The organism is Streptomyces sp. NPDC045778, from assembly GCF_056431945.1.
On the sequence record NZ_JBWKJZ010000017.1, the window covers coordinates 60,990 to 82,931 of the forward strand.

Consider the following 21,942-nt stretch of genomic DNA (forward strand, 5'->3'; position numbering starts at 1 on the left):
CGATTCCGTCCGGTCCGGGGAATCCCGGGGCGGTCGGGCGCGTTGTCGAAGGTGACGGGTGGCGCCGTCACTCGCGAGGCACTGCCGCACCCAGCGTGCGGCAGGGGACGGCAGACGTCCCCGAGGCGCCCCGCATCGGATTCCCATCGACGTAAAGGACCCAATGACCTCCTCTTCTTCCTTTTCCCAGGACGCACAGAGTGTCGTGCAGAACTACCCCGAAGGTCTTCGGGCCGATGCCCTGATGGAAGAGGACGTCGCCTGGAGCCACGAGATCGACGGAGAGCGGGACGGCGAGCAGTTCGACCGTGCCGAGCGTGCGGCACTGCGCCGCGTCGCGGGCCTCTCCACCGAGCTCGAGGACGTCACCGAAGTCGAGTACCGACAGCTCCGCCTGGAGCGCGTCGTCCTCGTCGGCGTCTGGACCTCCGGGACGGTTCAGGACGCGGAGAACTCCCTCGCCGAGCTGGCCGCCCTCGCGGAGACGGCGGGCGCCCTCGTGCTCGACGGCGTCGTGCAGCGCCGGGACAAGCCGGACCCGGCCACGTACATCGGCTCCGGCAAGGCCCTCGAGCTGCGGGATATCGTGCTCGAGACCGGCGCCGACACTGTCGTCTGCGACGGTGAGCTGAGCCCCGGCCAGCTCATCCACCTCGAAGACGTCGTCAAGGTCAAGGTGATCGACAGGACCGCCCTGATCCTCGACATCTTCGCCCAGCACGCCAAGTCCCGAGAGGGCAAGGCCCAGGTGGCCCTGGCCCAGATGCAGTACATGCTGCCGAGGCTGCGCGGCTGGGGCCAGTCGCTGTCCCGGCAGATGGGCGGCGGCAAGGGCGGCGGCCTCGCCACCCGTGGTCCCGGTGAGACCAAGATCGAGACGGACCGGCGACGGATCCGCGAGAAGATGGCGAAGATGCGCCGTGAGATCGCGGAGATGAAGACGGGCCGCGAGATCAAGCGCCAGGAGCGCAAGCGCAACAAGGTGCCTTCGGTCGCCATCGCCGGTTATACGAACGCGGGCAAGTCCTCCCTGCTCAACCGCCTCACAGGCGCGGGCGTGCTGGTGGAGAACGCCCTGTTCGCCACCCTCGACCCGACCGTCCGCAGGGCGGAGACCCCGAGCGGCCGCCTGTACACCCTGGCGGACACGGTCGGTTTCGTCCGGCATCTGCCGCACCACCTGGTGGAGGCGTTCCGCTCCACGATGGAGGAGGTCGGCGAGTCCGACCTGATCCTGCACGTGGTCGACGGCTCGCACCCCGCCCCCGAGGAGCAGCTCGCCGCCGTACGCGAGGTGATCCGCGAGGTCGGCGCGACGGACGTCCCCGAGATCGTGGTGATCAACAAGGCGGACGCCGCCGATCCGCTGACCCTCCAGCGGCTGCTGCGCACGCAGCGGCACGCGATCGCGGTCTCCGCGCGCACCGGCGCGGGCATCGAAGAGCTGCTCGGGCTCATCGACGCCGAGCTGCCGCGGCCCTCGGTCGAGATCGAGGCCCTGGTGCCGTACACCCACGGCAAGCTCGTCGCGCGCACGCACGCCGACGGCGAGGTGCTCTCCGAGGAGCACACCGCCGAGGGCACGCTGCTCAAGGCCCGGGTGCACGAGGAGCTGGCGGCGGAGCTGGCGCCGTTCGTCCCGGCGGCGCACTGACGTCAGCCCGCGCCACCCGCGCACGCACAAGGCGGAGGCCCCGCCCCCTTCCGAGGGGGCGGGGCCTCCGCCGTGCCGGGCGGCTACGGGCCCTGTCGTGAACCGGCAGGGCCCGGCGCGATCGGCCAGGGCCTACTGCGCCCCGTACTTCTCGCTCATCATGTCGAAGATCTGCTTGGCGCCGGCGCCCAGCTGCGGGCCGGCCAGCCAGGTGTTCTCCGCCGGGCCGATCGAGGTGTTGGACACCAGCTTGGTCTCGCCGTCGCCCGCCTTGTGGAACCAGCCACCGCCGGACGAGCCACCGGTCATCGTGCAGCCGATGCGGTACATCGTCGGCTGCGCCGGGTTCAGCGACAGCCGTCCCGGCTGGCCGGCGCACTTGTGCATGGTCAGGCCGTTGAACGGTGGCGCGGCCGGGTAACCCCAGGCGCCCATGGAGCCCACGCTCCGTGCCGAGGGAGTCGAGAAGTCGACATTCAGTGCGTTGCCGACGGTCTCCTCCAGGGACTTGCTGCCCTGCTGCGGCTTCACGTGCAGCACGGCGTAGTCGTACGGAGCACCGGCACCGCCCGAGGCGGCGCCCTGGTCGATCCACTCACCGGAGGTCGACACCCAGTCCGCCCACCACTGGCCGTACGGGGAGACCTCCTGCGGAGCGGCGTTGCTCAGCTCGGCCTCGGACTTGCCCAGGTCGTTGTAGGCGGGCACGAAGGTGATGTTGCGGTACCAGCCGCCCTTCGAGCCCGCGTGCACGCAGTGGCCCGCGGTCCACACGAGGTTGGACCTGCCCGGGTTGCGCGGATCCTTCACGACCGTGCCCGAGCAGACCATCGAACCCTCGGGGGAGTCGAAGAAGATCTTGCCGACGGGCGCGGCGTGCTCGTGGTACGGCGTCTTCTCGGGCTCCGCCGGGACGGGCTCGGGCTCGGGGTCGGTCGCCCCCTGGTCGGCGGAGGCGTCCTTGGCCGCGATCGTCTTGTTCGGGTCCTTGGCCTTCCGCATCCGCTCGGGCTTCCACAGGTCCTTTATGACCGGGTTGACGAAATCCTTGGCCTCGCGCAGCCAGTCGTCCTTGCTCCAGTCCTTCCAGGCGCCGTCCTTCCACTTGTCCGGATCGATGCCGTGCTCCTTGAGCCGGTCGGTGAGGTCGGCGGGCAGCCCGCCGCCGCCCGAGCCGGACCCCTGGTCGGCACCCCGCGAAGCGCCGGAGTCGGCCTTGTCGCTCGCCTTGTCGTCGCCCGGCCCGCAGGCCGTGGCGGTGAGCGCCAGGGTCGCGGCGAGCCCGGTGACGGCGAGCGCGGTACGGCGACCGCGGCCGCGCGCGAAGGGCGCACGAATGGAACGCATGGAGCTGTAACCCCCGTAGGAACGTGTGTTTGCCATGTGCGTGTCAGGCGAGGGCGCGGCATCCGCCGCCCGGGCCGACGTGGCCTCCCACTATGCCTGTGCAGTTGGGGACGAACAGCGGCGAGGCCGTGAAGGTTTCGCCGCCCCCTTCGGCGTACGCGTATGCATGGCGGCGTAGGCGTACAAAGCGGATCTACGTGGCGCGGTTCCGCGCCGTGCGCGGGTGGCTGAGCGCCGGGCTCCGCTGAGCCCTGGAAGCCTGGGCCCTTGGAGCCCTTGGAGCCCTTGGAGCCCTTGGAGCCTCGGAGTCCGGCGCCGGGGTCGCGCGCGGCCGGTGGGTTCCCCCTCACGAGCGAACCCACCGTGCGCCCCGCGCATGCGCGCGAACTCCTACCGGCCCGCGAACTTCTTGCTGACCGCGTCGTAGATGCCCTTGGCCTCGTCACCCAGGCGCGGGCCCGCCAGCCAGCCGGCCGTCACCGGGCCGATCGACGTGTTCGACACCAGGGCGGGCTTGCCGTCCTTGCCCGCGGCGACCCAGCCACCGCCGGACGAACCACCGGTCATGGTGCAGCCGATGCGATACATCGTCGGGTCGGGCTCACTGATCGAAAGCCGGCCCGGCTTGTCCGCGCACTGGAACTCCTTCTGGCCGTCGAACGGCGGTGCCGCCGGATATCCCGTCGCCGTCATGTCCTTGATGTCCGGCACGGCCGGAGCGTTGAAGTCCACGGGCAGCGCGGCGCCGACCGTCTCCTCCAGGGACTTGCCCTCGCTGCCCTTCTCCGGCGTCACGTGGATCACCGCGAAGTCGTACGGAGCGCCCTTGCCGCCGGTCGGACCGCCCTGCTCGATCCACTGGTCCGAGGTCTGCGCCCAGTCGCCCCACCACACGCCGTGCGGAGCGACTTCTTCCTTGGGCGCGCCCTGGAGGTCCGCGGTGGCCTTGCCCTCGTTGTTGTACGACGGGACGAAGGCGATGTTCCGGTACCAGCCGCCCTTGGCGCCCGCGTGGACGCAGTGGCCCGCGGTCCACACCATGTTCGACTTGCCGGGGTTCTTGGGGTCCTTGACGACCGTGGCCGAGCAGACCATCGAGCCCTCGGGGCCGTCGAAGAACAGCTTCCCGGCCGCGGGGACCTGGTCGTCGTACGGCGCCTTCACGGGCACCGCCGCGACCGGCTTCGGAGTCGGGTCCGTCACGCCCTGGTCACCGGAGATGTCGTTGTCGTCGACACCCCGGTCCGGGTTCTTGTCGGCGTCCCGCATGCGGTCCGGGTCCCACAGCCCCTCGATGATCGGGTTGACGAAATCGCCCGCTTCGCGCAGCCAGTCGTCCTTGTCCCAGTCCCGCCAGGCGCCGTCCTTCCACTTGTCGATGTCGATGCCGTGCTCCTTGAGCCGGTCCTCGATGTCGCCGGGAAGCCTGATCTTGCCGTCACCGTCGCCGTCGCCGCCCGGCTGGGACGCGGACGAATCGTCCTTGTTGTCGTCACCGGGGCCACAGGCCGTCGCCGTCAGGACGAGTGCCGCGCCGAGCGCGACAGCGGCCGCCACGGGGGAGGTCCTGCCGCGCGCGCTTCTCCCACGACGAGCGGTGAAGAGCGGACGTATGGGTCGCATGGTGAGAATCCCCCTGGGCCTCGAATCGTTCCAAATGCCGGACATCGTGACGTAGTACGCCATTCGTACGCCGTTTCGTACGGTTTCCGTACGCCTGTCGCGGCAGCGCCGATCATCACTGGACACCGTGGTGCTCAGGGGTTCTGAACGCCTTGGTGCTGATGAACGGCACCCCACACTATGCCGGTGCCGTTGGGGACGGCCGACGGAACGGCAACGGTTCCGTCACGGCAAGGATCTTCGGGCAACCCGTGATCCCCCGGACTCGCCGTCGTTGGTACGTACGGGGGACACGCGGCACGCGTTCATCCCCCGCGCCAACTCGCCCGCCGCACCCGGCCGGATGCGACGGGCACCTGCCCTGTCCCAGCGGGAGGACGAACAGCCGTGGCCGTGACCGAGCCTGTCCCCGCGGTGGTGTCCGCGGCGCACGAAGGGATTCTGCGCCGTCAGTCGGCGCGCGAGTCCGCCGCGCGCACCTATGCGCGCGCCCTGCCGATCGTGCCCGTCCGCGCGCGCGGGATGACGATCGAGGGCGCCGACGGGCAGCGCTACCTGGACTGCCTCTCCGGCGCGGGAACCCTCGCCCTCGGGCACAACCACCCCGTCGTCCTCGAAGCCATCCGCGCGGTCCTCGACTCCGGCGCGCCCCTGCACGTCCTCGACCTCGCCACACCCGTCAAGGACGCCTTCACCACCGAGCTGTTCCGCACGCTCCCGCGCGGCTTCGCGGAGCGCGCACGCGTCCAGTTCTGCGGCCCCGCGGGCACGGACGCCGTGGAGGCGGCCCTGAAACTGGTGCGCGCCGCCACCGGGCGCGAAGGGCTGCTCGCCTTCACCGGTGCCTATCACGGCATGACCGCGGGGGCGCTCGAAGCATCCGGAGGCGCACGGGACGTACGAGTGGCGCGCCTGCCCTATCCGCAGGACTACCGCTGCCCCTACGGCATCGGCGGCCCCCGCGGCGCCGAACTCGCCGCCCGCTGGACCGAGAGCGTGCTCGACGACTCCAAGTCCGGCGTCCCCGCCCCGGCGGGCATGATCGTCGAACCCGTACAGGGAGAGGGCGGAGTGCTCCCCGCTCCCGACGCCTGGATGCGCCGCATGCGCGAGATCACGGCAGCTCGGGGCATTCCTCTCATCGCGGACGAAGTGCAGACCGGCGTCGGACGGACCGGCGCCTTCTGGGCCGTCGAGCACAGCGGCATCACCCCCGACGTCCTCGTCCTCTCCAAGGCCATCGGCGGCAGCCTGCCCCTCGCCGTCGTCGTCTACCGTGACGACCTCGACGTCTGGCCCCCCGGCGCCCACGCCGGCACCTTCCGCGGCAACCAGCTCGCCATGGCCGCCGGCGCGGCGACCCTCGCCTACGTCCGCGAGAACCGCCTCGCCGAGCGCGCCGCCGACCTCGGCACCCGCATGCTCGGCGGACTGCGCTCCCTGGCCCACGAACACTCCAGCGTCGGCGACGTACGCGGACGCGGCCTCATGCTCGGCGTCGAACTGGTCGACCCCAGCGGCCGCCAACCCGCCCTGCTCGACAGCGATTTCACCCGGTCGAGGGGGGCCGCCCGGTACGACGACCCGTCTTCCGAGATGGCCGATCGGCGACCCGGAAGCGCGCCCGGCCCTTCCGCGCGCGGCCACCACCATCCCGGGTCTGCCCGTACGGTCCCCGCCGCCCGCCCCGGTGACGCCCACGCCGAAGGCGCCCACCCCGAGGGCGCCCACCCCGAGGGCGCCCACCCCGAGGGCACCCACCCCGAGGGCGCGCATCCCCACCCCTCTCAGCCCGACGGGACAGCGGCGGCCGATCCCCACCAGCGCCCGCGCGACCCCGCGCACGACCTTCCGGAATCCCGCCCCCACCCGCCGGCCCCCGACCTTGCCGCCGCCGTGCAGCGGGAGTGCCTGCGCCGCGGACTCATCGTCGAACTCGGCGGGCGCCACTCCAGCGTCGTACGCCTCCTGCCTCCCCTCACCATCACCGACGAACAGGCGACCGCCGTCCTCGATCGCCTCGCCGACGCGCTCGCCACGGCGACGCGCGCCCAGCACAGGTAGCCACCGCCTCCCACGCCCCACTGCCGACCGCCTCCCTTCCCCGTTGATCACGACGGAACCGGACCGCCCCGGTGGCAGCCGACCGCACCTCACGTCCCACCTCCCCGTCCCAGCCCCTGCCCGTCGCCACACGGAGCCCGACACCACGCAAGGAAGCCCCTTGAACGCCACCCCCGCATCCGACGGCCGTCCCCAACCGCACCCGTCAGGCGCCTGCGGCACGCAATCCCCGCCGGCTGCGGAGTCCGGCACGGTCCCCCAGCAGAAGGGCAGGACCCACGAGGCCAAGCGCCTGCCGCACGGCACCGCCGACTTCCTCGACCACCCCGACCCGCAGGTCGCCGCCCAGGCCGCCGCCGTCGAGAACCTGCTGCGTTGCTGGGTACGGGAGAACGGCATCGCCGCGCCCGACCAGGGCTCCCTCCGCATCCCGCTCCACGCCAGCGCCACCGCCCTGCTGGTCCCCGTCGACTACTGGTCCCCGACCGGCTGGCACCGCTTCGGCCTCCCCTACCTCGAGGACGGCCCCGAGTCCGCGCCCCCGGTCGACGCGGTCACGGTCGCCGCCCTCCTCAGCCGCGAAACCGCGACCGCGGAGCAAGACAGCCCTTCCGCCTCCGAGCCCACCGGGGCCCCGGCCGCCGAGCAAGCCGAGCCCCTCTCCTTGGGCGGCCGGGAACAAGGCACGGGGGAGCCGGAGCCGGACAAGCCGACCCTGCGGGGCGCGACGCCGCCGGCTCCGCGGCCGCCGGAGGCCGGGGTTCCTGCGCCCGCGGAGCCCGAGGCCGCGCCACCGAAGGCCGCCGCGCCTGGGGCCGAGGTGCTGCCCCCGGGCGCCACGGACCAGCCGCCCAGCCCTCAGATGCCCACGCGGCAGCCCCCGACCGGCCTCCCGGCACCGGAGGCAACCGAACCGGCCCCGGCCGGAGCCCTCTCGGGGCCAACCCCGGCCACGGGCGGGCCCGCGACTCCCGAAGCACCGAGGACGCCCCCGGCCGCACCCCAAGAGTCCACGGACGGCGCCGACCTCGTCGCCCGCGTCGCCGACTCCGTCCGCCGCACCGCCGACTTCCTCGCCGACCGCAGGAACAACCTGGACGACACCCCCGATCTCTTCCTCGCCGCCGAACAGTCCCTCCTCCTCGGTCACCCCCTGCACCCGACCCCGAAGAGCCGCGAGGGCCTTTCCCGCACCGAATCCCGGCTCTACTCACCGGAGTTGCGCGGCTCTTTCCCGCTGCACTGGCTGGCGGTCGACCACTCCGTCCTGGCCACGGCCTCGGCCTGGACCGAGCGAGGCCGCACCGTGCCGGCCGAGCAACTCACCGCACGCCTGGCCGGCCCCGGTCTGACGCCGCCGGACGGTCACGCCCTGCTTCCCGTGCACCCGTGGCAGATGCGGGAACTCAAGCACCGCCCCGAAGCCGCCGCCCTCCTGGCCGCCGGGCTCCTCAAGGACTGCGGCCCACACGGCACGCCCTGGTGCCCCACCTCCTCCGTACGCACCCTTTACCGGTCCGGCGCGCCCGCCATGCTGAAGCTGTCGCTCGGCCTGCGCATCACCAACTCCCGTCGTGAGAACCTCCACAAGGAACTCCACCGCGGCGTCGAGGTCCACCGCCTGCTGCGCAGCGGCCTCGGCGAACAGTGGCAGGCCGCTCACCCCGGCTTCGACGTGATCCGCGACCCCGCCTGGCTCGCCGTCACCGGAGCCGACGGCAACCCCCTCGCCGGGATCGACGTCATGATCCGGCACAACCCCTTCGGCCCCACCGACGACGCCACCTGCATCGCGGGCCTCGTCTCGCCCAAGCCGACCGGCCGGTTCAGCGGCCAGGACCGCCCGCCGATGCGCTCCCGGCTCGCCGAGATCATCACCCGTCTCGCCGGGCGCACCGGACGGCCGCGCGGAGCCGTGGCCGCAGAGTGGTTCCTGCGGTACCTCGAAAGCGTCGTCCGCCCCGTGCTGTGGCTGGACAGCGAGGCCGGGATCGCCCTGGAAGCCCACCAGCAGAACACCCTGCTGCTGCTCGACCCCGACGGCTGGCCCACGGGCGGGCGCTACCGGGACAACCAGGGCTACTACTTCCGCGAGTCCCGCCGCACCGAGCTGGACAAGCGCCTTCCCGGCATCGGGCAGCACAGCGACACCTTCGTCTCCGACGAGGTGACCGACGAGCGCTTCGCCTACTACCTCGGCATCAACAACGTCCTGGGCCTCATCGGAGCCCTGGGATCCCAACGCCTCGCCGACGAGCGGCTGTTGCTCGCCGCCTTCCGCCGCTTCCTCACCGATGTGGCAGCAGGGCCCGGCCGACTCCGCACCCCTCTGCCCGCCCGGCTGCTCGACTCACCCGTGCTGCGTTGCAAGGCCAACCTGCTGACCCGCCTGCACGGCCTCGACGAACTGGTCGGTCCCGTCGACACCCAATCCGTCTACGTCAGCATCGCCAACCCCCTCCACATGTGAACCCTCCACCCCGCCGCCGACCCTGACCTCTGCCTGTCACGACCCACCCCTGAGGACCACACCCGGCCCCACTGAACCCGCCCCCCTGCCGAGAGGAGCGACGTCGTGCCTTCCACCGAAGCGAGCACCGACGCCGGAACCGAGCCCGCCACCGCGGGCCCCACGGACTTCGAAGAGACCCTCGACCTGCGGCTGCCCGACGACCTCGGCGCGCAGACCCCCCAGAGCGACGCGCAGCCGACCCGCGTGGCAGCCGACACCCACGGCGATGCGCCCCCGACGGCAGGCGGGGCGGGCACCCCGGCACCGGAGGACCTCCTCGACCACATCGCTGCCTGGGGCCCGGCGCCCACCGAGGCCGGAGCCTTCGGCCTCGTACCCGTCCGCCTCGAAGACGACCTGGCGCTCATCAGCGGGTGGATGAACGACCCAGCCGTCGCCGCGTTCTGGGAACTCGCCGGACCCCCGGCCGTCACGGAGGCACACCTGCGTGCCCAGTTCGACGGCGACGGACGCAGCGTCCCGTGTCTCGGCGTCCTCGCGGGCACCCCCATGAGCTATTGGGAGATCTACCGCGCCGACCTGGATCCGCTGGCACGCCACTATCCAGCGCGGCCCCACGACACCGGAATTCACCTCCTGATCGGTGGTGTCGCCGACCGCGGCCGAGGGCTCGGCAGCACCTTGCTCAGAGCCGTCGCCGACCTCGTACTCGATCACCGCCCCTCCTGCGCACGCGTCGTAGCTGAACCAGACCTGCGCAACACCCCCTCCGTCTCCGCCTTCCTCACCGCCGGCTTCCGCTTCGCCGCCGAGGTCGATCTCCCCGACAAGCGGGCGGCGCTCATGATCCGTGACCGGTCCCTGCGCGACGTGCTGTGACCCGCACACGACGGTTCGCTCACAACAAACCGCCCGACGACCCGCTCGCCACAACTGCCCGACGACCCGCTCACCACAAACCGCCCGGCGGCCCGCCCGCGGCGATCCGCCCACGACGGTCCGTGCAACACGGTCCGTGCAACACGATCCGCCCACGACGGCCCGACCACGACGACCCACCCACGACGCCCTGCTCACTTCTGATACACCGCTCGACCCGATCCGGTTCCCTCCCAGAGGAGTCCCCGTGCCGAATCCCTCAGGACCCCACAAACCCCACGAACTCCAAGCCCCCGCCGCGCTCTACGACCCGCCCGAGCTGACACACGAACGCTGGGAGCAGGCAGGCCGGCGACTGCTCGCGAAGATCATCGGCGAGTTCGCGTACGAAGAGATCATCCAGCCCGTCCCTGAGGGGGTGGGCGAGGGCTTCGGCGATGGCGAGGACTCAGGCACGTACCGCCTCCCCCTCGACGAACCCCCCGCGGGCGAGCAGCCCCGCCCCCTGCTCACCTTCCGTGCCTGCCGTGGCGCCTACGGCAGCTGGCGCGTGGACCCGGCCAGCCTGACCCTCACCGAAGGCGACCGGCCTCAGCCAATGACCGACCCGCTGCGCTTCCTGACCGCCGCGCGCCGCACCCTCGGCCTTGACGGTGCCACGCTCGGACACCTCATCCGCGAACTGACCGTGACGCTCAGCGCGGACACCCGTCTGGACCACGGGGCGCTGAGCGCGGCCCGGCTGGCCGACCTCGGATACGCGGAACTGGAAGGGCATCAGACCGGTCATCCCTGGCTCGTCCTCAACAAAGGCCGCATCGGCTTCTCCGCCACGGACGCACTGCACTGGGCACCCGAGGCGCGCACCAGCGCGACGATCCCCTGGATCGCGGTCCACACCAGCATCGCCACCTACCGGGGCGTGACCGGCCTGGACACCTCCGACAAGCTCTACGCCCGTGAACTCGCCCCCGCCACACAGGAGTCCTACGCCGCCCTGCTCCGCGCGCGGGGACTCGATCCGGAGGAGTACCTCTACCTGCCGGTGCACCCCTGGCAGTGGGACGACGTCGTGCTGCCCCTCTTCGCCCCGTCCGTCGCCTCCGGGAAGGTCGTCCCGCTGCCGACCGACGGCGACCTGCGCCTGCCCCAACAGTCCATCCGTACGTTCCTGAACACCACACACCCCGAGCGGCACACCATCAAGCTGCCGCTGTCCGTCCTCAACACTCTGGTGTGGCGCGGCCTGCCCACGGAGCGCACACTCGCCGCCCCGGCCGTCACTGCTTGGGTGCACGCCTTGCGGGACGCCGACCCGTTCCTACGCGACGAATGCCGCGTGATCCTCCTCGGAGAGGTCGCATCCGTAGCGGTCGAGCACCCCGTATACGACTCATTGCCCGAAGTTCCCTATCAGTACAAGGAACTGCTCGGCGTCATCTGGCGCGAGCCCCTCACCCGCTACCTCGCGCCGGGGGAGCGCGCCCGCACGCTTGCCTGTCTCCTGCACACCGACCCGCAGGGACGTGCTGTCGTCGCCGAGCTGGTCCAGCGCTCCGGGCTGACGCCGACCGTCTGGCTGAGCCATCTGTTCGCGGCGCTCCTACCGCCCCTGCTGCACTTCCTCTACCGGTACGGCACGGTGTTCTCGCCCCATGGTGAGAACACCATCGTTGTTTTCGACGACAGTGACGTTCCCGTACGGCTCGCGGTGAAGGACTTCGTAGACGACGTGAACGTCAGCGCCAGGCGCGTGCCGGAGCACGACTCCATGCCGCCCGCCGTGCGCGACATCCTGTTGACCGAGCCCCCCGCCTTCCTCACCCAGTTCATCCACGCCGGGCTCTTCGTGGGCGTCTTCCGCTACTTGGCGCCGCTGTGCGAGGAACACATGGGCGTCACCGAATCCGACTTCTGGGCCCTCGTGCGTGCCGAGATCCTGCGCCACCAGGCCCGCGTCCCCGAGCTCAAAGAGCGCTACGAGATGTTCGACCTGTTCACTCCCCGTATCGACCGGCTGTGCCTGAACCGGAACCGGCTCCACCTCGACGGCTACCGCGACCGCGCGGAACGTCCGCACGCCGCCGTGCACGGGACCGTGCCGAACCCGCTCCACCAGCCTTGAGGGCGGCGTTGTCAGTGGGGCACCGTAGGGTGGTCGGGCTATGACGAAGCCCTCACTCCCCGAACTCCTGCACGCCGCCGTCGCCGCTGTCGGAGGCACGGAGCGCCCTGGCCAGGTGACCATGGCCGAGACCGTCGCCGAGGCGATCGACGACGGCTCCCACGTGCTGGTCCAGGCCGGCACCGGCACCGGCAAGTCCCTCGGCTATCTGGTGCCCGCGCTGGCCCACGGGGAGCGGGTCGTCGTCGCGACGGCCACCCTGGCGCTACAGCGCCAGCTCGTGGAGCGGGACCTGCCGCGCACGGTGGACGCCCTGCACCCGCTGCTGCGCCGCCGCCCCCAGTTCGCCATGCTCAAGGGCCGGTCGAACTATCTATGCTTGCACCGCCTCCACGAAGGCGTGCCGCAGGAGGAGGAAGAGGGCCTCTTCGACCAGTTCGAGGCGGCGGCCCCCACGAGCAAGCTCGGCCGGGATCTGCTGCGCCTGCGGGACTGGGCGGACGAGACCGAGAGCGGGGACCGCGACGACCTCACTCCCGGAGTCTCCGACCGGGCCTGGGCCCAGGTGTCTGTCTCCTCCCGGGAGTGCCTGGGCGCCACCCGCTGTGCGTACGGCCAGGAGTGCTTCGCCGAGGCGGCCCGCGAGCGCGCCAAGCTCGCCGAGGTCGTGGTCACCAACCACGCCCTCCTCGCCATCGACGCGATCGAGGGCGCTCCGGTCCTGCCTCAGCACGAAGTACTGATCGTGGACGAGGCCCACGAGCTGGTGTCCCGGGTGACCGGCGTCGCCACGGGCGAGCTCACTCCGGGACAGGTGAACCGCGCGGTGCGCCGCGCGGCGAAGCTCGTCGACGAGAAGGTCGCGGACCAGCTCCAGACGGCCGCGGAGGGCTTCGAGCGGCTGATGGAGCTGGCACTGCCCGGCCGTCTGGAGGAGATCCCGGAGGACCTCGGCTATGCGCTGATGGCCCTGCGTGACGCGGCCCGCGGGGTCATCACCGCGCTCGGCACGACCCGCGACAAGTCGGTCCAGGACGAGGACGCCGTCCGCAAGCAGGCCCTGGCCTCCGTGGAGACCATCCACGACGTGGCCGAGCGCATCACGACCGGCTCCGAGTACGACGTCGTCTGGTACGAGCGCCACGACCGCTTCGGCGCCTCCCTGCGCGTGGCGCCCATGTCGGTTTCGGGCCTCCTCCGGGAGAAGCTCTTCACCGACCGCTCGGTGGTCCTGACCTCAGCCACCTTGAAGCTCGGCGGCGATTTCAACGGGGTGGGGGCGTCCCTCGGCCTGGCCCCCGAGGGCACCCAGGCAGAGGACGCCCCGGTGTGGAAGGGCGTGGACGTCGGCTCGCCCTTCGACTACCGCAAGCAGGGCATCTTGTACGTCGCCCAGCACCTGGCCCGCCCCGGGCGCGACGGCACGCGCGAGGACATGCTCGACGAGCTGGCCGAGCTGATCGAGGCCGCGGGCGGGCGCACGCTGGGGCTCTTCTCCTCGATGCGCGCGGCGCAGTCGGCGGCCGAGGAGCTGCGCGGGCGCCTGGACATGCCGATCCTGCTCCAGGGCGAGGAGACCCTCGGCGAGTTGATCAAGAACTTCGCGGCTGACGAGCAGACCTGTCTGTTCGGCACGCTCTCGCTCTGGCAGGGTGTCGACGTGCCGGGCACCAGTTGTCAGCTGGTGGTCATGGACAAGATCCCGTTCCCGCGCCCGGACGACCCGCTGATGAGCGCCCGCCAGAAGGCTGTGGACGAGGCGGGCGGCAATGGCTTCATGGCGGTCGCGGCGACGCATGCCGCTCTGCTGATGGCGCAGGGCGCCGGCCGTCTCGTACGGGCGTCGGGGGACCGAGGGGTGGTGGCCATCCTGGACCCGCGCCTCGCCACGGCCCGGTACGGCAGCTATCTGCGGGCGTCGCTCCCTGACTTCTGGTACACCACGGACCGTAATCAGGCGCGGCGCTCCCTGGCGGCGATCGACGCGGTGGCCAAGGAGAAGAGCGAGTAGCGCAAGGGGGCGCGTAGGAGGCTGAAGGGCGCGTAGGCGGGGGAAGGAGCCACTGGCCCGACAGGCCAGCGGGTCACCGGTCAGCGGCCACAGTGACCGGGCGACCGAACAGCTGGCGAGCGCACCGCGCTCAAGGCCTGCACGCCACCGCGCCCAGCCCTACGAAGGCGTGTCGGGCCCCACCAAGGCGTGCCGAGGCGCCTTCTCAAGCCGCCCAGCCCCGCCCGGACGGCCCCAAGCCCTTGCCCGGCCTCCGCGGACCCCGGAGCCCCAGGGCACAGAGCAGGGCCCCGGAACCGGCGCAGTGGGTCCCGGGGCCCGGTCGGGGGCACAGGCTCACACCCGGCGGAGGACCGCCACCACCTTGCCGAGGATCGTGGCCTCGTCGCCGGGGATCGGCTGGTACGCGGCGTTGTGAGGCAGGAGCCAGACGTGTCCGTCCTCGCGCTTGAAGCGCTTGACCGTGGCTTCGCCGTCGAGCATCGCGGCGACGATGTCGCCGTTCTCCGCGACGGGCTGGCGGCGGACCGTCACCCAGTCGCCGTCACAGATCGCGGCCTCGATCATGGAGTCACCGACGACCTTCAGGACGAACAGCTCACCGTCGCCGACGAGCTGCCGGGGGAGGGGGAACACGTCCTCGACGGACTCCTCGGCGAGGATCGGGCCACCTGCGGCGATGCGGCCGACGAGGGGGACGTACGAGGCGGCGGGCTTGCCGGTCGTGTCCGTGGCCTGGGTGCTGGGCTGGTCCGAGCCGCGGACCTCGTACGCGCGCGGGCGGTGCGGGTCGCGGCGCAGGAAACCCTTGCGCTCGAGAGCCATCAGCTGGTGCGCCACCGACGAGGTGCTGGAGAGGCCGACCGCCTGCCCGATCTCCCGCATCGACGGCGGGTAGCCGCGCCGCTGCACCGAGTCCCTGATGACCTCGATCACCCGGCGCTGGCGGTCCGTGAGCCCGGAGCTGTCGGCGCGGATCCCTGGAGGTCGGCCCGGCAGGGAGCGTGTGGGCTTGGGCCCCTCCTGGTTCGTGGCTGCGTCATTCATGGCATGCACCGGCTCGAATCGGCTCCGGGAGCGGTCCTGGGCACTGATAGTGGCGCTGTCTGCGGTGGTGGTCACGTCGGTCGGCCCCTCTCGAGATGTTCTCCCTAGTTAGCCAACGGTAGTTGCTTTCGAAAGGTTGCGCCAAACACACGTTCGAGTGAAAAATCGCAGATTACCTGCCGTGATCATGTGTCCGGGTGTATAGCTCACGCCGAGGCCGAAAGGCATTTCGGTTCATTACGGTACGCTTCACCGCCGGGGTTGTAACCCTGCCGAGTGAGGCTCTCATAGTGCCATCCGCGCCCGCGTCAACCCCGCACCGGCCCCTCTCGGGTGGCGTTGGTGTGGCCGGGCCCGGGGCGCGCAAGGGGTGGACGGCGCGACGCGCGGGAGCGATCGACACGACACGCGACGGCGTCGAAATTTACGGCAAACCCCAGATCTAGTGGTTGGATTGCGACCGCAGCCCAGAAGTTGTGGTCCCTGGTCTTTCAGGGGCTCCGGCATCGCCTATGCTTGGGGCTGCTTCGAGGGCCTCAAGGGTCCCCAGAGGCTTGTGAGTCGTGCCGTGAAGGAGGGTTGGGAGTTCCATGCACTGCCCCTTCTGCAGGCACCCCGACAGCCGCGTAGTCGACAGCCGCACCACCGATGACGGCACGTCGATCCGCAGGCGCCGTCAGTGCCCGGACTGCTCGCGCCGTTTCACCACGGTGGAGACGTGCTCACTGATGGTGGTCAAGCGCAGCGGCGTGACCGAACCCTTCAGTCGCACCAAGGTCATCAACGGCGTCCGCAAGGCATGCCAGGGGCGACCGGTGACGGAGGACGCGCTGGCTCAGCTGGGCCAGCGGGTCGAGGAAGCGGTGCGGGCCACGGGAAGCGCCGAACTGACCACCCATGACGTGGGCCTCGCCATACTCGGCCCACTGCAGGAGCTGGACCTCGTCGCCTATCTGCGCTTCGCGTCCGTGTACCGGGCGTTCGATTCGCTCGAGGACTTCGAGGCCGCGATCGCGGAGCTGAGGGACCGACGCGAGGAGCGGGGTGACCGCGCGCCGGACGGCTCCGGCGCGGAGCGGGCCGCGACCGGCCGCGGGCCCGGGGGGACTCCAGAAGTCCCGCAGCCTGCCACTGCCGCCGACTGACCGTCCTGCCGACGGTTCGGCGGCGAACCTAGACCTGTCACGAGGCGCCCACGCGGCGCACGCGACACAAGACACACACCGTGCTGCGGGAAGAACGCGGCACTTCTGGGCGTTTTAGCCTGATACAGGGAGGCGGCATGACCGAGACGACGAGCGGCCCCGCACGAGGGTCCCGCGCCAAGGGAGCCAAGGGCGGCAAGGGCCTGCGCATCGAGCGCATCCACACGACCCCTGGCGTGCACCCGTACGACGAGGTGGCCTGGGAGCGCCGTGACGTCGTCATGACCAACTGGCGCGACGGTTCGGTCAACTTCGAGCAGCGCGGCGTCGAGTTCCCCGACTTCTGGTCGGTGAACGCGGTCAATATCGTCACGAGCAAGTACTTCCGGGGCGCGGTCGGCACCCCGCAGCGCGAGGTCAGCCTCAAGCAGCTCATCGACCGCATCGTGAAGACGTACCGGAAGGCCGGCGAGGACTACAAGTACTTCGCCTCCCCCGCGGACGCCGAGATCTTCGAGCACGAGCTGGCGTACGCCCTCCTGCACCAGATCTTCAGCTTCAACTCGCCGGTGTGGTTCAACGTCGGCACGCCCCAGCCGCAGCAGGTCTCCGCCTGCTTCATCCTCTCCGTCGACGACTCCATGGAGTCGATCCTGGAGTGGTACAAGGAAGAGGGCATGATCTTCAAGGGCGGCTCCGGTGCCGGCCTGAACCTCTCCCGCATCCGTTCCTCCAAGGAACTGCTGTCCTCCGGAGGCAACGCCTCGGGCCCGGTCTCCTTCATGCGGGGTGCCGACGCCTCCGCAGGAACGATCAAGTCGGGCGGCGCCACCCGCCGCGCGGCCAAGATGGTCATCCTCGACGTCGACCACCCCGACATCGAGGGCTTCATCGAGACCAAGGTGAAGGAAGAGGAGAAGATCCGCGCGCTGCGTGACGCGGGCTTCGACATGGACCTGGGCGGCGACGACATCACGTCCGTCCAGTACCAGAACGCCAACAACTCGGTCCGCGTGAACGACGAGTTCATGAAGGCCGTGGAGACCGGCGGCAAGTTCGGCCTGCGCGCCCGCATGACCGGTGACGTCATCGAAGAGGTCGACGCCAAGTCCCTCTTCCGCAAGATGGCCGAGGCCGCCTGGGCCTGCGCCGACCCGGGCATCCAGTACGACGACACGATCAACGCCTGGCACACCTGCCCGGAGTCCGGCCGCATCAACGGCTCGAACCCGTGCAGCGAGTACATGCACCTGGACAACACGTCCTGCAACCTCGCCTCGCTGAACCTGATGAAGTTCCTCAAGGACGACGGCAAGGGCAACCAGTCCTTCGAGTCCGAGCGCTTCGCCAAGGTCGTCGAGCTGGTCATCACGGCGATGGACATCTCCATCTGCTTCGCCGACTTCCCGACCCAGAAGATCGGCGAGAACACCCGCGCCTTCCGTCAGCTCGGCATCGGCTACGCCAACCTCGGCGCCCTGCTGATGGCCACCGGCCACGCGTACGACTCCGACGGCGGCCGTGCCCTCGCCGGCGCCATCACGTCGCTGATGACCGGCACCTCGTACAAGCGCTCCGCCGAGCTGGCCGCGGTCGTCGGCCCGTACGACGGCTACGCCCGCAACGCCGCTCCGCACCAGCGCGTCATGAAGCAGCACGCCGACGCCAACACCGCGGCCGTCCGCATGGACGACCTGGACACCCCGATCTGGGCCGCCGCCACGGAGGCCTGGCAGGACGTCCTGCGCCTGGGTGAGAAGAACGGTTTCCGTAACTCCCAGGCCTCGGTGATCGCCCCGACCGGCACCATCGGTCTCGCGATGTCCTGCGACACCACCGGTCTCGAGCCGGACCTGGCCCTGGTCAAGTTCAAGAAGCTCGTCGGCGGCGGCTCGATGCAGATCGTCAACGGCACCGTGCCGCAGGCCCTGCGCCGCCTGGGCTACCAGGAGGAGCAGATCGAGGCGATCGTCGCCCACATCGCCGAGCACGGCAATGTGATCGACGCCCCGGGCCTCAAGCACGAGCACTACGAGGTCTTCGACTGCGCCATGGGCGAGCGTTCCATCTCCGCGATGGGCCACGTCCGCATGATGGCGGCCATCCAGCCGTGGATCTCCGGCGCGCTCTCCAAGACGGTCAACCTGCCGGAGACGGCGACCGTCGAGGACGTCGAAGAGGTCTACTTCGAGGCCTGGAAGATGGGCGTCAAGGCGCTCGCGATCTACCGCGACAACTGCAAGGTCGGCCAGCCCCTCTCCGCCAAGAAGAAGGAAGAGGAGAAGGCCGAGGTCACGGAGAAGACCGAGGCGACGATCCGCGAGGCCGTCGAGAAGGTCGTCGAGTACCGCCCGGTCCGCAAGCGTCTGCCCAAGGGCCGTCCCGGCATCACCACCTCCTTCACGGTGGGCGGCGCCGAGGGCTACATGACCGCGAACTCCTACCCGGACGACGGTCTCGGTGAGGTCTTCCTGAAGATGTCCAAGCAGGGCTCGACCCTCGCGGGCATGATGGACGCCTTCTCCATCGCCGTCTCCGTCGGCCTCCAGTACGGCGTGCCCCTGGAGACGTACGTCTCCAAGTTCACGAACATGCGCTTCGAGCCGGCCGGCATGACCGACGACCCGGACGTGCGGATGGCGCAGTCGATCGTCGACTATATCTTCCGCCGCCTGGCGCTGGACTTCCTGCCCTTCGAGACCCGCTCCGCGCTCGGCATCCACTCCGCCGAGGAGCGTCAGCGTCACCTGGAGACCGGTTCGTACGAGCCGGCCGACGAGGACGTCGACGTGGAGGGCCTGGCCCAGTCCGCCCCGCGCCAGACGGAGTCCCTGAAGGCCGTCGCCGCCCCGGAGGTGAAGGTCGAGGTGCCCGCCCCGCAGCAGGCCCACACCAGCGCCGAGCTGGTCGAGATGCAGCTGGGCATCCAGGCCGACGCGCCGCTGTGCTTCTCCTGCGGTACGAAGATGCAGCGCGCGGGCTCGTGCTACATCTGCGAGGGCTGCGGCTCCACCAGCGGTTGCAGCTGACCGCGTGACGCCGTGAGGTGAGGGGCGGCGGGCCTTCGGGTCCGCCGCCCCTCATCGCGTTCTCAGCGGACGCCGCCCATGGCGGACGTGAAGGACGCCAAGTCGGTGTCGAAGCCGTGCAGCAGCTCGCGGAACGCCCACGGCCCGCCCGGCTGGTCCCGGGTGAACTCGGCGACCACGGACGCCGTGGAACCGGCGACTTCCGCGAAGTCGTGCTCCGTGAGGTCCGTGTACCCCTCGCGGATCCGGACGGAGGCATTCACTATGTCGCCGAAGGCCCTGCCCTCCGGAGGCTGCTGGATGGCCACGCCGACCACCACGCGCACGTACCTCTCCGCGAGCCGCTCCAGCTCCAGGACCATGACCTCGTCGTAGCCGAAGCCCTGGCCGGTCTTGCTGTCCCTGCTGAGCGTGATCGTGCCGTCCGGGGACCGGCTGTCGAAGTGCACGAAGTAGGCGGGGCTGCCGTACGGATCCTCGGCCGTGTACGTCGCGGCCACGATGTCCAGGTCGTGGGGCGGCGTACCGAGGGGGCTCGGGTCCCATCTCAGGCCGACCTCGACCTTCTTGAGCCCTTTCCTGATGTTGCTCACCGAACTCCCCCTCACCGTCGGCCGGTTGCCAGTGCTACGGACACGCTAAGGCTTCCCACTGACATCGGCGTCATGACCCATGGCCTTGCGTCGATCGCCCCCGTGGTGATCATTGTCCCGTGACATGGAACGAGAAGGAACTGGATGTCGAGGCCTATCTGGCCAGGATTGCCTACGAGGGGGAGACGAAGCCGGATCTGTCGACACTGCGCGCGCTGCACCGCGCCCACGTGTTGGCCATCCCTTTCGAGAACCTTGAGATCATGCTCGGCCGCCCCGTCCTGCTGGACGTGGCCGCCTTGCAGGACAAGATGGTGCGCCGTCGGCGCGGCGGCTACTGCTACGAACAGAACCTCCTGTTCGCCGCCGTGCTGGAACGTTTCGGCTTCTCCGTGACAGGATTCGGTGCCCGTATCAGGGCGGGATCGACATCCGTACGCCCGGTGACGCACATGCTCCTGAAGGTCGAGGCGGACGGTGAGCAGTGGCACTGCGACGTCGGCTTCGGCGGTGAAGGGCTGATCGAGCCCCTCTTGTTGCGTGACGGGGTCGACGAGCGACAAGGAGCATGGCGGTTCGGTCTGAAGAGCGAGCCGGACGGAGTGATGGTGCTGCGGACCGAGCACCCTGACGGTTGGTTCGACCTCTACTCGTACACGTCGACTCCGTGCCTTCCCGTCGACTATGCCGTCATGAACCACTACATCTCCACCCACCCCACGTCTCCCTTCGTCCGCCGCCCCATCCTGCAAAAGGCCACCCCCGAGGTGCGTCTTCGGCTGACCGGCACGGAGTTGGCCGTCACGGCGCCCGACGGCGAACTCGAGAAACGGGACGTGGCCGGAGGCGAGTTGGGGGACGTGCTCGTGCGCGAGTTCGGTATCGAGCTGAGCGACGAGGAGCTCGTTGACCTGATCCGGGGGCACTACTCGGGAGCGTGACCCGCGCCACGCGCCGCACCGTACGATGGCGCGGTGCTGGTCAAGTGGATTCGCTGCACCGTCGTGGACCGCCGGGGATACGAGCGGGCGCAGCGAAAGTGGGCGGGGCTTCTGGGAGAGCCGGGTTTCCGGGGACAGGGCGGGGGATGGAGTCGTGGTCGGCCGAACGTGGCGCACGTCTTCGCGTTCTGGGAGAGCCGGGCCTTCTACGACTCCTTCATGGCGCGCTCGCACGACCGGCTCGCGGCGGCGCAGGTGGGCACCTACAGGGATGTCCAGGTCAAACTCTTCGACCACCGTTTCGACGTGAAGACGGGCTTCGAACCGCGCTTCACGGAGGCCGACGTGGTGCGCGTGGCGCACTGCCGTGTCCACGAGGAGCGGGTCGAGCACTTCGCGCTGATGCAGGAGAAGGTCTGGAACCCGGCGATGGCCGGCTCGCCGGGGATGGTCCGAGGGCTCTTCGGCGAGGCCCCCGGGCATGAGTTCCTGGTCCTGTCGATGTGGCAGTCCGCCGCCGAGCACGGCAAGTACCGCGCGGAGCGCGTCGAACGGCTCTCGCTGCGCGCGCAGACCGAGGCCGATGTCGCGGCGCTGGCGGGAGACGTCGTGGAGCTGGAGCCGTCCTGGACGGTGTGAGGTGGCGTGGGGGGGGGAGCGGCTGCCCAGGGCCGGGGGCGGTGGCTGTGTGTGGGGCGTGCGCGGGCCCGCTGACCGGGGGGCGTAGATCCCCTGGGCGATGGCGAGGTGCCCGGCGCACGCCCCGCGTGCGTGGCGGCCAAGGTGTCAGCAGTTTTGCGCGGTGCTGGGCTGCTTGAAAGCTCTCGCGCGTGTGGCGGCCGTGGCGTCAGCAGTTCTTCACGGTGCCCGGCCGCTCGAAGGCTTCCGCGCGTGTGGCGGCCATGCGTCAGCGGTTTTGCGCGGTGCTGGGCTGCTTGAAAGCTCTCGCGCGTGTGGCGGCCGTGGCGTCAGCAGTTCTTCACGGTGCCCGGCCGCTCGAAGGCTTCCGCG

14 protein-coding genes are annotated in these 21,942 nt (G+C 70.5%); 10 read left to right on the forward strand and 4 right to left on the reverse strand.

The genetic code is table 11. From position 1 onward, the window contains the following. Window positions 1–163 precede the first annotated feature (163 nt). Window positions 164–1,654 carry a GTPase HflX gene (gene hflX, locus AC07GB_RS22350; RefSeq protein WP_478848036.1) on the forward strand — a complete coding sequence of 497 codons (1,491 nt, stop codon included), beginning with the start codon at window positions 164–166 and terminating at the stop codon, window positions 1,652–1,654. 132 nt (window positions 1,655–1,786) lie between these two features. Here the strand turns inward: hflX and AC07GB_RS22355 are convergent, their stop codons facing one another. Then, a complete protein-coding gene (locus tag AC07GB_RS22355; protein ID WP_478848038.1) occupies window positions 1,787–3,001 on the reverse strand; it encodes a trypsin-like serine peptidase in 1,215 nt (404 codons plus the stop codon). Between the two features lie 390 nt (window positions 3,002–3,391). Beyond that, window positions 3,392–4,624, reverse strand: coding sequence for a trypsin-like serine peptidase (locus AC07GB_RS22360; RefSeq protein WP_478848040.1), 1,233 nt, complete (start codon window positions 4,622–4,624; stop codon window positions 3,392–3,394). A gap of 387 nt (window positions 4,625–5,011) precedes the next feature. On the opposite strand from AC07GB_RS22360, the gene AC07GB_RS22365 reads away from it, so the two are divergent. The 5 genes from AC07GB_RS22365 (at window position 5,012) to AC07GB_RS22385 (ending at window position 14,176) form a co-directional block, all read left to right on the forward strand. Beyond that, window positions 5,012–6,688: a diaminobutyrate--2-oxoglutarate transaminase family protein gene (locus AC07GB_RS22365; RefSeq protein ID WP_478848042.1), complete on the forward strand. Its 1,677-nt coding sequence runs from the start codon at window positions 5,012–5,014 to the stop codon at window positions 6,686–6,688. A gap of 160 nt (window positions 6,689–6,848) precedes the next feature. Next, on the forward strand, window positions 6,849–9,158 hold the full coding sequence (locus tag AC07GB_RS22370) for an IucA/IucC family protein (RefSeq protein WP_478848044.1): 2,310 nt from the start codon (window positions 6,849–6,851) through the stop codon (window positions 9,156–9,158). A 105-nt stretch (window positions 9,159–9,263) separates the two neighbouring features. Then, on the forward strand, window positions 9,264–10,040 hold the full coding sequence (locus tag AC07GB_RS22375) for a GNAT family N-acetyltransferase (protein ID WP_478848046.1): 777 nt from the start codon (window positions 9,264–9,266) through the stop codon (window positions 10,038–10,040). Window positions 10,041–10,287: 247 nt separating this feature from the next. Further along, window positions 10,288–12,165, forward strand: a complete 1,878-nt coding sequence (locus AC07GB_RS22380; RefSeq protein WP_478848048.1) for an IucA/IucC family protein — start codon at window positions 10,288–10,290, stop codon at window positions 12,163–12,165. A 40-nt stretch (window positions 12,166–12,205) separates the two neighbouring features. Beyond that, window positions 12,206–14,176, forward strand: coding sequence for an ATP-dependent DNA helicase (locus AC07GB_RS22385; RefSeq protein ID WP_478848050.1), 1,971 nt, complete (start codon window positions 12,206–12,208; stop codon window positions 14,174–14,176). A 336-nt stretch (window positions 14,177–14,512) separates the two neighbouring features. On the opposite strand, the gene lexA is transcribed toward AC07GB_RS22385, so the two are convergent. Continuing rightward, the gene (lexA, locus tag AC07GB_RS22390; protein ID WP_030680474.1) at window positions 14,513–15,298 is read right to left on the reverse strand and encodes a transcriptional repressor LexA; all 786 of its coding nucleotides are present in this window, start codon (window positions 15,296–15,298) and stop codon (window positions 14,513–14,515) included. 515 nt (window positions 15,299–15,813) lie between these two features. On the opposite strand from lexA, the gene nrdR reads away from it, so the two are divergent. Both nrdR and AC07GB_RS22400 read left to right on the forward strand, forming a co-directional pair. Further along, window positions 15,814–16,368 (forward strand): transcriptional regulator NrdR, encoded by a 555-nt coding sequence (gene nrdR, locus AC07GB_RS22395; protein ID WP_478848052.1) that lies wholly within the window; start codon window positions 15,814–15,816, stop codon window positions 16,366–16,368. A gap of 137 nt (window positions 16,369–16,505) precedes the next feature. Further along, window positions 16,506–19,397, forward strand: coding sequence for a vitamin B12-dependent ribonucleotide reductase (locus AC07GB_RS22400; protein ID WP_478848054.1), 2,892 nt, complete (start codon window positions 16,506–16,508; stop codon window positions 19,395–19,397). A 62-nt stretch (window positions 19,398–19,459) separates the two neighbouring features. Here AC07GB_RS22400 and AC07GB_RS22405 read toward each other — a convergent pair whose 3' ends face one another. Then, window positions 19,460–19,990 (reverse strand): TerD family protein, encoded by a 531-nt coding sequence (locus AC07GB_RS22405; RefSeq protein WP_478848056.1) that lies wholly within the window; start codon window positions 19,988–19,990, stop codon window positions 19,460–19,462. A 119-nt stretch (window positions 19,991–20,109) separates the two neighbouring features. Between AC07GB_RS22405 and AC07GB_RS22410 the strand changes: the two genes are divergently transcribed. Continuing rightward, window positions 20,110–20,931 (forward strand): arylamine N-acetyltransferase family protein, encoded by an 822-nt coding sequence (locus tag AC07GB_RS22410; RefSeq protein WP_478848058.1) that lies wholly within the window; start codon window positions 20,110–20,112, stop codon window positions 20,929–20,931. 33 nt (window positions 20,932–20,964) lie between these two features. Beyond that, window positions 20,965–21,570 (forward strand): YdbC family protein, encoded by a 606-nt coding sequence (locus tag AC07GB_RS22415; protein ID WP_478848060.1) that lies wholly within the window; start codon window positions 20,965–20,967, stop codon window positions 21,568–21,570. Window positions 21,571–21,942 lie beyond the last annotated feature (372 nt).

Excerpts from the sequence above, each read along its gene's own strand:
- hflX (WP_478848036.1), top strand. The coding sequence starts at position 164 with ATGACCTCCTCTTCTTCCTTTTCCCAGGACGCACAGAGTGTCGTGCAG.
- AC07GB_RS22355 (WP_478848038.1), bottom strand. The coding sequence starts at position 3,001 with ATGCGTTCCATTCGTGCGCCCTTCGCGCGCGGCCGCGGTCGCCGTACC.
- AC07GB_RS22360 (WP_478848040.1), bottom strand. The coding sequence starts at position 4,624 with ATGCGACCCATACGTCCGCTCTTCACCGCTCGTCGTGGGAGAAGCGCG.
- AC07GB_RS22385 (WP_478848050.1), top strand. The coding sequence starts at position 12,206 with ATGACGAAGCCCTCACTCCCCGAACTCCTGCACGCCGCCGTCGCCGCT.
- nrdR (WP_478848052.1), top strand. The coding sequence starts at position 15,814 with ATGCACTGCCCCTTCTGCAGGCACCCCGACAGCCGCGTAGTCGACAGC.
- AC07GB_RS22400 (WP_478848054.1), top strand. The coding sequence starts at position 16,506 with ATGACCGAGACGACGAGCGGCCCCGCACGAGGGTCCCGCGCCAAGGGA.